The 12,614-nt window shown below is 70.7% G+C and carries 9 protein-coding genes; 7 read left to right on the forward strand and 2 right to left on the reverse strand.

Features of this window, described 5'->3' with window-relative positions; all coding sequences use genetic code 11:
- Positions 1-11: 11 nt before the first annotated feature.
- Positions 12-365: a bacterial transcriptional activator domain-containing protein gene (locus D0T12_RS05310; protein ID WP_117398180.1), complete on the reverse strand. Its 354-nt coding sequence runs from the start codon at positions 363-365 to the stop codon at positions 12-14.
- Positions 366-421: 56 nt separating this feature from the next.
- Positions 422-3,817, reverse strand: a complete 3,396-nt coding sequence (locus D0T12_RS05315; RefSeq protein WP_117398181.1) for an NACHT domain-containing protein — start codon at positions 3,815-3,817, stop codon at positions 422-424.
- 314 nt (positions 3,818-4,131) lie between these two features.
- Between D0T12_RS05315 and D0T12_RS05320 the strand changes: the two genes are divergently transcribed.
- The 7 genes from D0T12_RS05320 to D0T12_RS05350 are packed head-to-tail and all read left to right on the forward strand — an operon-like array spanning position 4,132 to position 12,614.
- Complete coding sequence (locus tag D0T12_RS05320; protein WP_117398182.1) at positions 4,132-5,235, forward strand: DegT/DnrJ/EryC1/StrS family aminotransferase; 1,104 nt, start codon at positions 4,132-4,134, stop codon at positions 5,233-5,235.
- Complete coding sequence (locus tag D0T12_RS05325) at positions 5,232-6,248, forward strand: Gfo/Idh/MocA family protein (RefSeq protein WP_117398183.1); 1,017 nt, start codon at positions 5,232-5,234, stop codon at positions 6,246-6,248. The genes D0T12_RS05320 and D0T12_RS05325 overlap by 4 nt, the downstream gene beginning before the upstream one ends.
- A complete protein-coding gene (locus tag D0T12_RS05330) occupies positions 6,238-7,848 on the forward strand; it encodes a glycosyltransferase family 2 protein (protein WP_147339398.1) in 1,611 nt (536 codons plus the stop codon). The genes D0T12_RS05325 and D0T12_RS05330 overlap by 11 nt, the downstream gene beginning before the upstream one ends.
- Positions 7,849-7,851: 3 nt before the next feature.
- Positions 7,852-9,171, forward strand: coding sequence for a nucleotide sugar dehydrogenase (locus tag D0T12_RS05335; RefSeq protein WP_117398185.1), 1,320 nt, complete (start codon positions 7,852-7,854; stop codon positions 9,169-9,171).
- A gap of 39 nt (positions 9,172-9,210) precedes the next feature.
- Positions 9,211-10,830 (forward strand): glycosyltransferase family 4 protein, encoded by a 1,620-nt coding sequence (locus tag D0T12_RS05340; RefSeq protein ID WP_199487309.1) that lies wholly within the window; start codon positions 9,211-9,213, stop codon positions 10,828-10,830.
- 3 nt (positions 10,831-10,833) lie between these two features.
- Positions 10,834-12,075, forward strand: coding sequence for a glycosyltransferase (locus D0T12_RS05345; protein ID WP_199487310.1), 1,242 nt, complete (start codon positions 10,834-10,836; stop codon positions 12,073-12,075).
- Positions 12,072-12,614, forward strand: a complete 543-nt coding sequence (locus tag D0T12_RS05350; protein ID WP_117398186.1) for a hypothetical protein — start codon at positions 12,072-12,074, stop codon at positions 12,612-12,614. Before D0T12_RS05345 ends, D0T12_RS05350 begins: the two co-directional genes overlap by 4 nt.

The raw sequence follows: 12,614 nt of genomic DNA on the forward strand, positions 1-12,614 counted from the left end.
GGGACGCCGGGTCAGCGGAGCCCGGAGACGAGGTCGCGCAGCGCCGGGCCCGGCTCCACGCCCAGTTCACGGCGTACGGTGGCGTCGTAGTCGAGGTAGGCGCGGTAGGCGGTCACCGTGTCGCCGCGCCGCGGATGCGCCTGCACGAGGACACGCTGCGGGGCCTCGGCGAGCTCGTCCACCTGGGCTCCGAGGGTGGCGAGCAGGCGGAGCCGGTCCCAGCGACCCCGCATCCGCCACAGCAGTTGGCGCAGGCGCTTGGCGGAGCTCACCGCGTCCAGGTCGGGCCAGAGCCGCGCCGCCATGACGTGCCGCGACAGGCCACCGTCCTCAAGGGCGAGATGGCCGGTCGCTCTCCACGGCACCCTGCGATGAAACAGGCCACATACGACGCTTCCCTGTGACGTTCAACGCGGGTCTGCTAGTTCCGCACCAGGACGAGCGTCGCATGCTCGGGTTCACGGTCCGTGTCCGGAGTCAATGCGATGAGCGTACGCAGGGCGCCGTGCAGCAGCGGAGTCAGCTCCTGATGGAGGGGGGCCGCCGCCAGGGTCGCGGTGACCGCCAACACCAGGTCGCTCTGCCGGACCGGACGGCTCCCGTCCCACAACGGCGCCGCGTAGGCCAGCGCGGTCGAGATCATTCTCTCCGCGACTCTTTCGTCAAGAGAAGCCGCCATCCGCAGGGCGCGCTCCAGCGCCATGGCCGGATCGTCAGCAGGAGGCTCGCCGGCGGACGCGCTCAGTTGCGCTTCGAGAAAGCCGGCGAAGAGCCTCGTGTCAGGCGGGTAGGACGAATCCGGCGGCTCCAGCAACCGGTAAAGTTCGCGCATCAACTCGTGACATGCCGCTCCGATGCCCAGGACCGCGCTCGCTGGCCGGGAGCACACGTCACTCGCGGCGAGGGCTCGCGCATTCGCCAGGTCGCTGGCGAGGTTGAGCCCGTGGATCAGATCGGGAACGCCCTCCGCGATGGCCATCACAGCGGGATCCTCGATGAACCAGGCCGATCCCCGGGTCCGGAGTGCCACGTCGTCGCGGTATCGGGCGTGGTCGAGAAAACGGTCGGGATCGTCGTCGAGGTCGGCGCCGCGGAAGGGGGCGGTGAAGTCGAGGTGGGGGCGCGGTTCGGAGGTAAGACGGCGGGTTTCGGCCTCACGGGTGAGAAGGCGCAAGAACAGGGCGCTGAAGGCGCTGAGATGGTCAGGGTCGCGGCCGGTTCGGGGATAGGTGCGGTCGTGAGCGTACGCCTGAGCGAGAGCCCCGATATCGGCGTGCAGGGAATCGACGTCCTCGATCCGCTCGGCGAGTTTGAGGACATCGGCGATGGCCAGGTCGAAGGCGGAGGGAAAGGAGTATTCGGCCTGGCGGCGGACCACACCCAGTTCGGCGGCGTTGCGGAAGATGAAGGGGAGGACGTCGCCCTCCAGGCGGGGGTAGTCAAGGGCACGATCGAGGTCCTTGACCAGCTCGCGGACGAAGTCGGCGTCATACCGACCTTCGCTGTCCCAGCGAAAGCGGAAGCCGGGTGCGAGGGCGGCCAGTGCCATGGTGCGGCCATGAGCCACGTCGCAGGCGATCTCGAAGGCCAGGTCGACGATGTGCAGTAGTCGGTGGCGCGGGTCGTTGAGGTCCCGGGGGCGCGCGTAGGCGAGCAAATGCCCGAAGGGGACCTGCGAGGAGAGGACTCGGCGGATGAGCCGCGTGTGTTCGACGATCAGGTTCGGATACACGTCGAGCTGGCGCCGGGTCGGCGAGTAAGGATCTCGGACCGCCGTGCCGAGGACGAGGTGGGCTTGAGCGTGATCGCTGCCCCAGTCCTCGTCGGCGGCGTACAAGATCGTTGTGTCGGCCGGGTGCAGGCCGCTGTCGAGGGCCAGGCGTGCCTCGGCCAGGGTGGGCAACCGGTAGTTGGTGCCATCACTGAACAGGCTGTTGAGCCATCCGAGAAAGCCTTTGATGTTCCGGGTCCACACGGCGCCGTTCCCTTCGCCATGCTGGACGTAGCGGTTCCAGAGGTCGCCCGGACCGGCGGGGTTCACGCAGATGCGCGTGCCGTTGTCGTCGAGGGCCCGGGTGTCGTGGAGAGCGCGTGCCGCGGCGACGCCGTCCAGCAGCCGGATCTCGTCGGGGTCGCTCGGCTCGGTGGTGAGCAGCCGGTCGAGGTCGGCGCGAAGCGCGGGGTCCAGTTCTCGCGCTTCGCTCGCGCAGGAGAAGGCGAGGTTGAGCGCGGTGACGGTACGGACGGCCAGGCACGCTTCGACGACCGGGCCCGCGTCCGCACGGGCGGCCCACAGCAACGTCACCTCCCGCCACCAGACGTCGTCGACGTTGTCGACGAGAACCTGACGCCGGGTGGAGTGCCCCGGGACCAGGGCGGCCGCCAGATACTCCTGCAAGGTGAGGTGAGCGAATCCGTACCGTCCGTGTTGGTGCTCCAGGAGCAGGCCGCTACGTCGAACGTGGTTGAGGAACGCCTGAGGTGTGAGATTGGGCGCGGTGCGCCGCAGGACCGTGCGGATCGCGCGCTCGGCATTCGCGACGGGGATGTCGCGTAAGTGGTGGCGCATCATGTACCACGCCAGTTCTTGGACGATGCGTTCCTTCCGTTCACCGCTCAGACCCTCCAACTCGGCGTCCGAAAGCCCTTTGGCCTCCTGGCGGCGGTGGAGCAGGACTTTGCAGACCTCCTCGTACAGGGCGGCCCGGCTGCCCGGCAGGCTGCCCGCCCGGTACCGGTGCACGTTGGCGATCATGGTGAGCAGCATCGGGTTCGCGGCCAGGTCGTACAGGGCGGGACGGCCGCTGATCCGCTGGAACAGGTCGGCGGCGTCGCGGGCGGCGATCCGGTCGATCTGCTGCGGGTCGCCCTCCCGGGAGCGGTGCTCGATGGCGCGGTACCAGGTGTTCAGGAACGCCTGGATCTGCTGGCTGGTGAACCGCTGGACGTGCAGGACGTCCGCCCGGGACAGCCGGTTGCCCTCGTAGCCCAGCGGCCGGGACGTGACGACGAAGGCGTTTCCCGGGTAGCGGCTGATCTGGTCCTCGACCCACCGGACCACGCGCCTGCGGGCATCGGCGTCGGCGACCTCGTCCAGGCCGTCCAGCAGCACCACGCACCGGCCCCGCGCGAGCCGCCGCTCCAGCCACTCGGCCGGAACCGCGTCGTCGAGCCACGGCGCGGCCGCAGCGATCCGCGCCAGATTGTCCGGCTGCTCGCCCTGGATCGCTTCGGCGTGGTCGCGCAGGTACAGCAGCACCGGAAGCAGCCCTGGACCCCACCACCCTTGTTCGGCCAGTTCCAGCGCCGTGTAGCGCGCCAGGGTGGTCTTCCCTGACCCGGCGGCGCCCAGGACCGCGAGGACGCGCCCAGGTTCGAGAAAGGACGCCAGCGGGGCCCGCCGACCGGCTGCCCCAGGAGGGGAGGGTCCGATGCCCGAGTCGGTCACCGTGTCGGTCACCGGCTTGGGCTGGAGCATCACATCGACGTAGACCTGCCGTGTTCGCAATACGAACTCCGCCTGGGTGATGAGCCCGACGGTCTCCATCTGGTCCACCGACGAACGCATTCGCCGGAGATACGCGCGTCGCGCCCACCTGGCATGTCTCGTCGTCTCCGGAGGCGGTGTCGTGGGCGGCTCGGGAGGAGGCGGCGTCGTCGTCTGCGTCGTCTGCGTCATCTGCATCAGCAGGCCGAGGACGGTGAACGTCAGCGCCAGGTAGCCCCAGCTCCAGCTCGTCTTCCCGTTGTTGAAGATCTGGTTGACGGCCACCCCCGCCGCCACCGCCAGCGACGCCACGACCAGCGCACGCCCCACGAACCTCAGCCTTCGCACAGCGGCCGCCCCCCTCCGATGTAAGACAAGGGTGTGCAATCCCACTAAAGCGAGAGACGGGACGTCCCGGGGGTGCCGTCGCCAATCTGATACCTGCGATGAAACAGGTCAGACACGGCCTTGCCCCAGTCTGGGCGCTCGACGGCTTATGATCGGGTAAGGGCCGTACGGTAGTGCGGCTTGGCTAGAATCTGCCCATCAGGCGAGGCTTCCGCCAATTTGTGAGCATGAGATTCGTGTTCCGTTCCCCGCTGGGAAGCCGCCCGCTCCACCGTGATGCCCTAAGGAGTCTGTGCATGCCCGTGGAATCCCAAGGGCTCGTCCCGGCGGCGAGTCCAGTGATCGGGGAGGCGGAGATCGAGGCCGCGGTGCGCGTGCTCCGCAGCGGACGGGTCGTTCAGGGGCCGGAGGTCGCCGCGTTCGAGGAGGGGTTCTCCGAGATCGTGGCGGGACGGCACTGCGTGGCGGTCAACTCGGGGACCTCCGCGCTGCATCTGAGCCTGCTCGCGCTGGGCCTCGGCCCCGGTGACGAGGTGATCGTCCCGTCGTTCACGTTCGCGGCCACCGCCAACGTCGTCCGGCTCGTCGGCGCCGAGCCGGTGTTCGTCGACATCGACCCGGACTCGTTCTGCGTCGACCCCGAGGCCGTCGCCGCCGCGATCGGCCCGCGCACCGCCGCGATCATGCCGGTGCACCTGTACGGGCACCCGGCGGCCATGGACCGCATCGGCCCCCTCGCTGAGCGGCACGGCCTCGCCGTCGTGGAGGACGCGTGCCAGGCGCACGGCGCCGCCGTCGACGGGACCCCGGCCGGCGCGCTCGGCACGGTCGGCTGCTTCAGCTTCTACCCGACGAAGAACATGCACGCGCTCGAAGGCGGCATGATCACCACCGCGGACGCGGAGACGGCGCGGACGCTGCGGCTCCTGCGCAACCAGGGCATGGAGCAGCGGTACGCCAACGAGATCGTCGGCGCCAACATGCGGCTCACCGACGTCGCGGCGGCCGTCGGACGCGAGCAGCTCAAGAAGCTGCCGGAATGGACGGAGCGGCGCATCGCCAACGCCCGGTTCCTGGACGCGAAGATCACCGCCGCGGTGACGCCGCCGGTCGCGGACGGCGTCCGGCACGTCTACCACCAGTACACCGTCCGGGTGCCCGGGGACAGGGACGCCGTCCAGCGGCACCTGGACGAGAAGAAGATCGGCAGTGCCGTCTACTACCCGACGCCCGTCCACCGGCTGAGGCCGTTCCTGAAGGACGGCCGCCCGGATCCGCGCTGGGACCTGCCGGAAACGGAACGGGCGGCGACCCAGGTGCTGTCGCTGCCGGTGCACCCGACCCTCACCGAAACCGACCTGGCGCGCGTGGCCGACGCCGTGAACGGGGCGGCGTCGTGAGCGCGCCGCTGCGCGCGGGCCTGATCGGGCTCGGGGTGATGGGACGCAACCACGCACGCGTCCTGAACGGCCTGGACGGCGTCGACCTGGTCGGCGTCGTGGACCCGGTGGCGAAGCCCGACAGCGTGCCGCACGGCGTCCCGCTACTGAAGACCCTGCCCGAACTGCTGGAACTCGGCGTCGACTACGCGGTGGTGGCGTGCCCGACGGCCAGGCACGAGGAGGTCGGGCTGGCGCTGGCGGAGGCCGGTGTCGGCGCGCTGGTCGAGAAGCCGCTCGCCGACTCGGTGGAGGCCGCCGAGCGGATGGTGAAGGCGTTCGAGTCGCGCGGCCTGGTCGCCGGCGTGGGCCACATCGAGCGCTACAACCCGTCGTTGCAGAGCATGCGGGCGCGGCTTGAGGCGGGCGAGCTGGGCGAGGTCTTCCAGGTCGTCACGCGACGGCAGGGCCCGTTCCCGCACCGCATCGCCGACGTCGGCGTCGTCAAGGACCTCGCCACCCACGACATCGACCTGACCGCGTGGGTCACCGGCCAGGACTATGTGTCGATCAGCGCGCACACGGTGGCGCGCAGCGGCCGTCCGCACGAGGACATGGTGGCCGCGGTCGGACGTCTCGCCGACGGGTCCATGGTCAACCACCTGGTGAACTGGCTGAGCCCCCTCAAGGAGCGCACCACGGTCGTCACGGGCGAGCGCGGCTGCTTCGTCGCCGACACGCTCACGGCCGACCTGACGTTCTACGCGAACGGGGAGCTGTCCACCGAATGGGAGGCGCTGCGGGCGTTCCGCGGGGTCTCCGAGGGGGACATGATCCGGTACGCGATCCCGAAGCGGGAGCCGCTGCTGGTCGAACACGAACGGTTCCGCGACGCCGTCCGCGGCGACGGGGACGACATCGTGACGCTGCGGCAGGGCCTGCGGACGGTGGAGGTCTCGGCGGCCGTCCTGGAATCGGCGAGGCGCGGTGAGACCGTCTCGCTCCGGCCGTCGGGGGTGCTGGGTGCCGTCTGAGGCCCGTGACGGCGCTTCTCCCGTCGACGTGACCGTCATCGTCGCCGTCTACAACACGATGCCGTACCTGACCGCCTGCCTGGACTCGCTGGTGAACCAGAGCATCGGCGCGGACCGCATGGAGGTCATCGCGGTCGACGACGGCTCCACCGACGGCAGCGGCGCCGAACTCGACCGGTTCGCCGCGGCGCACCCCGGCGTCGTGAAGGTCCTGCACCAGGCCAACTCGGGCGGCCCCGCCGCGCCCAGCAACCGCGCCCTCGACATCGCGAACGGCCGGTACGTGTACTTCGTCGGCGCCGACGACCACCTCGGGCGCCGCGCCCTGGAGAAGATGGTCGCGGCGGCGGACGAATGGGGCTCGGACGTCCTCGTCGGCAAGATGGAGGGCGTCAACGGGCGGGAGGTCAAGCAGGACCTGTTCGCCGAGAACCGCGCCGAGATCGACCTTTTCGACTCGCCGCTCCCGTGGCTGCTGTCGAACTGCAAACTTTTCCGCCGCGACCTGGTCGAGCGGCACAAACTCCGCTTCCCCGAGGACATGCGGATCGGCAGCGACCAGCCGTTCACCATCGAGGCGTGCGTCCGCGCCGAACGGATCTCGGTGCTGGCCGACTACACCTGCTACTACGCGATGCTCCGCGACGACGGCGGCAACATCACCCAGGGCGCCGTGGAGATCCACACCCGCCTGGAGTGCGCCGAGAAGCTCTTCGGGTTCGTCGCCGGGCTGTTGGAGCCGGGGGCGGAGCGGGACGCGATCGTCCACCGGCACGCCAAATGGGAGCTGACGAAGCCGATCCGCGAAAGCCTCCTCGAACTCGACGAGGACGCGCGCCGGGACGTGTGCGCGCGGGTCGGCGCCATCGTCGACCGGTACGTGCCCGACCACGTGCTGGCCCTGCTGCCCATCCGGCGGAAGGTGCGGCTCCGCATGGCGCAGCGCGGCGACGTCGCCGGGCTGTGCGCGTCCATCAAGGCCGACGCCGCGGACGCCACCTACCCGCTCGTCCTGAGGGACGGCCGCGCCTACTACGCCTACCACGGTTTCGACGACCCGGACGCGGGCCTCCCCGACGACCTCTACGAGATCGCTAAGGGGCTGCGCAGACGCGTCACGGAGGCGTCCCGGACGGTCGCCGCGCGCCGCGACGGGGACGTCCTGGAGGTCACCGTACGGGCGCGGATCACCGGCGCCGACGTCGAAGACCCCGGGACGGTCCGCCTCGCCTACGCCCCGCGCGGCCGGGACCGGCGCGTCAGCCTGGACGAGGCGTCCGGGGTGACGCTCGACCGCGCCCTCGCCGACGACGGGCTGACGCTGACCGCGCGGATCCCCATGCCGCTGCTCTTCGCGGCCGGCAAGGACAAACGCACGTTAAGACTGATCGTCCGGGTGTCCGGCGACACCCATGACGCGGTCGTCCCGGCGGACCTGCCCGGCCCGTGCAAGTCGGTCCTCTGGCATCGGGCCAGGCCCTTCCGGCTGTCGGTGCGGGGCGACGCACGCGGCCACACGGCGATCGAGACCCGCCCCGCCCTTCCCGCCCGAGCCGCCGCCCGGCGGCTCCGGCGCGCGACGTTCCCTGGAGGTAAGTAGCACATGCGGATCTGCGTGGTCGCGCTCGGCAAGATCGGTCTTCCGCTCGCGGTGCAGTTCGCCCGCAAGGGCCACCAAGTGACCGGCGCCGATGTCGACGAGCGCGTCGTCGCCGAGGTCAACGCCGGACGCGAACCGTTCCCCGGCGAGGCCGACCTGGACGTCCATCTCGCGGATGCGGTCCGCGCCGGGCTGCTCACGGCGACGACGGACACGGCGGCGGCCGTCGCCGAGTCCGACGCGGTCGTCGTGGTCGTCCCCCTGTTCGTGGACGAGGCGGGCGTCCCCGACTTCGGCTGGATGGACGCCGCGACCCGCTCGATCGCGGCGGGACTGCGCCCCGGAACCCTGGTCAGCTACGAGACGACGCTGCCGGTCGGCACCACCCGGGACCGCTGGGCGCCGATGCTGGCCGAGGGGTCGGGCCTCACCGCGGGCACCGACTTCCACCTGGTGTTCAGCCCGGAACGGGTGCTGACCGGCCGGGTGTTCGCCGACCTGCGCCGCTACCCGAAGCTCGTCGGCGGCATCGACGACGCGTCCGCCCGGCACGGCGTGGAGTTCTACGAGCAGGTCCTCGACTTCGACGACCGTCCCGACCTCGACCGTCCCAACGGCGTGTGGGACCTCGGGTCCGCCGAGGCCGCCGAACTCGCCAAGCTCGCCGAGACGACCTACCGCGACGTCAACATCGGCCTCGCCAACCAGTTCGCCCGCTACGCCGACACGGTCGGCGTGGACGTCATGAAGGTCATCGAGGCCTGCAACACACAGCCGTACAGCCACATCCACCGGCCGGGCATCGCCGTCGGCGGGCACTGCATCCCCGTCTACCCGCGGATGTACCTGTGGAACGACCCGCACGCGACCATCGTCAGCGCCGCCCGCGAAGCCAACGTCGCGATGCCCGAACACGCGGTCGACCTCCTCGCCGCCGCCTACGGCGACCTCACCGGCACCGGAGTCCTCGTCCTCGGCGCCGCCTACCGGGGCGGCGTCAAGGAGACGGCGTTCTCCGGCGTCTTCCCCACGGTGGACGCGCTGCGCAGGCGCGGCGCCGTCCCGTACGTGTCCGACCCGATGTACACGCCGGAGGAACTGGACGCGCTGGGCCTGCCGCCGCACCGGGACGAGTCGGTCACGGCCGCGATCGTCCAGGCCGACCACGCCGAGTACCGCGACCTCGGCCCGGACGACCTGCCGGGCGTCAAGACCCTCGTCGACGGCCGCCGCGTCACCGACCCGACCCGCTGGACCGGCGTACGCCGCGTCGTCATCGGCGCCCCGAACGCGGGAGCGGCCGGCCCAAGGTCGGCTCGCTGAGCGAGCCCGCGCACCGACCACCACACCTGGAGAATCGAATTGCAGAACCAAGACGAGACGGTCTCCGGCGCGTCACGCGGCCGCATCGTGATGCTCGTCGACAACAACGTCGTCCGCGACTCCCGGGTCCAGAAGGCGGCGAAGTCGATCGCCGACGCCGGCTGGGAGGTGCACCTGCTCGGCTGCGGCTCGGCCAAGCAGGGCCGCTCCTGGATGGTCGGGAACGCTCGCGTGCGTCTCCTCCAGGTCCAGCACACGCTTCTGCGGAACAGGTACGGCGGCTTGCGCGCCACGCTCCGCCGACCGCTTGCGTACGCGCACCCGAACGTGGCGAACTACCGGCGCCGACTCGTCCAGTCCCGGAGGGCGGACCTCGCCGCGAGTCGTCTCACCCCGGGGCCCGCCGGGCCGGTGCGCAAGGGATGGTTGCTGACGCGGCGTGTCACGGCGAAACTCCAGGGGCGGTGGGTCGCGGTGCGCGTCCGCCAGACCGACGCGCTCACCAAGGCCCGCGAGAACCCGCGCTCACCACTGGAGCGCCTCGCGGTCCGGTTCTGGCTGGGGCTCCTCGGTGACCGGGCCTGGCGCGTCCTCGACCGCAACCTGTGGGACTGGGACAGCGCCTACGGGAAGGCCATCGACAAGCTCGAACCCGACATCATCCACGCCAACGACTTCCGGATGCTGGGAGTCGGCGCACGCGCCGTGCAGCGCGCACGCGCGAAGGGCAGACAGACCAAACTCGTATGGGACGCGCACGAGTTCCTACCGGGCATCAGGCCCTGGGGCGCCGGGCCGCGGTGGCTCCCCGCCATGATCGCGCACGAACGCGAGTACGCGGCCGCCGCCGACGCGGTGGTGACCGTGTCCCAGGCCCTCGCCGACCGGCTCGTCGAGACCCACGGCCTGCGTCACAAGCCGACCGTCGTCCTCAACGCGCCGGTCACCGCAGGCGAATCCACGAGCCCCGGCCCGGTTCCCGACATGCGGGAACTGTGCGGAGTCGGTCCCGATACCCCGATCGCCGTCTACAGCGGCAGCGCCTCCGTGCAGCGCGGCCTGGACGTCATGATCGAGGCGCTGCCCCGGCTACCTTCACTGCACGTCGCGCTGGTCGTCGCCACGGCGCGGTCGGACTACGTCAAGGGCCTGCTCGCCCGTGCCGCGGAACTCGACGTCGCCGATCGGGTCCACGTGCTGCCGTACGTCCCGTTCGACCAGGTCGTCCCGTTCCTGGCGGCGGCCGACATCGGCGTCATCCCGATCCACCACTGGCCCAACCACGAGATCGCACTGATCACGAAGTTCTTCGAGTACTCGCACGCGCGGCTGCCGATCGTCGTCAGCGACGTGCAGGCGATGGGAGACATGGTGAAGGCCACGGGGCAGGGCGAGGTCTTCCGCGCCGAGGACCTCGACGGGTACGTGAAAGCGGTCGAGACGGTCCTGAGCGATCCGCGGCGGTACCGCGCCGTATACGACGACAGGCCCGACCTTCTTCACGAGTGGACGTGGGAGGCGCAAGCCGAAATCCTTGACGGCGTCTACGCCGGATTGCTGCCCTCCGCTGGAAAAAGGCCGACGAGGACGGCGCCGCCCCCGGCGGAATCCCCCTCGGCGGCGTCCGGTGACGGTCATCTGATCGGCGCGCAGGACTGATAAATGGCGATGAACCGAGTCGGCGACAGGGACGACAGAAGCGTCGCCGTCGTCACCCCCTGGTATCCCAACCCGCAGCAGGAGTGGGCCGGGGCGTTCGTCCAGGCGATGGTCGAGGCGACGGCGCCGGGCTGCGATGACGTCACCGTCTACCACAACGAGGCGTGGCTGATGAGACAGGCGCCCGAGGTGGTGGCGGCGGCGCGCGAGGCGCATCGGCGGCTCCTGCCGGTCGCGCTGCGGGACGCGCCGACGGTCGCGGGCGCCCGGCTGGTGCGTCTGCCGGTGCCGACGGTCCCGGACTACACGTTCGCGGAACTCGCCGAGCAGCACGCGGAATGGTTGCGTCAGGCGCTCGACGGCGAACCGATCCCGGCGCGGGTCGTCCACGCGCATGTGGGGCTGCGCGGCGGCTGGACGGCCCTGGAGAATGCCCGCCCGGACGCGCGGGTGTTCGTCACCGAGCACGCCTCCTTCATCGACAAGGTCCTCGAACAGCCGGACTCGTTCGCCATGTACGAGCAGGTCCTGGAGCGCTGCACCGGCTTCTTCGCGGTGACGGACGTGCTTCGGGACAGGCTCGCCGAGGCCTTTCCGTCGCTTGCCCACAAGATCGAGCTGATCTCCAACCCGATCTCCTTCGAGGAGCCGCGGCCGCGTCGCGTCACCGAGTTGCGCCGCTGGCTGTACGTCGGCACCTTGGTCGAGCGTAAGGGGGTCGAACTGCTGCTGGAAGCGTTCGCCACCTGCCACGCCGAGGACCCCGAGTTGACGTTGACCGTGGCGGGTCAGGGCGTGCTGGCGGGGCGGCTCGCCGAGTCGGCCGCCGAACTCGGGGTCGACCACGCGGTGACGTTCACGGGCGCGGTCGCGCCGGACGAGGCCGCTCGGCTCATGCGGGATCACGATCTCCTGGTGCACGTGGCCCGGTGGGAGACCTTCGGTGTGACGATCATCGAGGCGGTCGCGGCCGGGCTGCCGGTGCTCGTCACACGCTGCGGCGGCCCGGAGCGGACCCTGGCCGGCATAGAAGACGCGGTCGGGGAAATGATCGACGTCGAGGAGAACCCGGAATCGATCGTGGCGGGATACCGCCGACTGCGCGACCGCTTCCCCGGCGGACTCGACCTCGCGAAGGGCCATCGGGTCCTGGACGAGCGCTTCGGGTACCGCACGGTGGCCGAAGCGCACTACCGGCACTGGTTCCCCGAGGCTCGGACCGGCGATGGAAGTGATGCGGCGTGAACGTGCTGTTCATGGCCCTCGGGGCGTCCCGGCGGCCCGCCGTCCTCAGGGAGTCCGCGCAGGTCGCCGCAGACGGCGGTCACTCCGTCGTGCTCGTCCAAAAAGCGTCCGCGTGGGCGAAGGAGTCACTTCCGGACGGAGTCGACATGGTCGAGTTGGCCGAGCTCGAACGCCGGTACGGTCCAGCCGCCCCTCGATTCCTGCTGTACCGGATACCGCGGCTGCTGCTGCGCGTGTGCCTTCCCGGGCCGCTTCGCGGAGCGCGGGACCGGGTGTACGCCGGGTACCGCCGACGCGTCGCCCGACCGATCGAACGGCGGCTGGTCCGCCTCCTACGGCGGGAACCCGCCGCGGTGCGAGCGCGGGCGGTCGACCGTGAGCTGCTGCGCGGCCGGTCCATCGACCTCGTCGTCGTCGCGGACCCGCAGTCGTTCGTGACCGCGGCCGAGCTCGCGGACCTGGTAGCGGGCGCGGGAGCACGGCTCGCCTACTCCATCGCCCCCGAAAGGACGCCGACCAGCAACGCCAGGGGGGAATGA

Source organism: Actinomadura spongiicola, assembly GCF_003432485.1.
Classification (GTDB): domain Bacteria; phylum Actinomycetota; class Actinomycetes; order Streptosporangiales; family Streptosporangiaceae; genus Spirillospora; species Spirillospora spongiicola.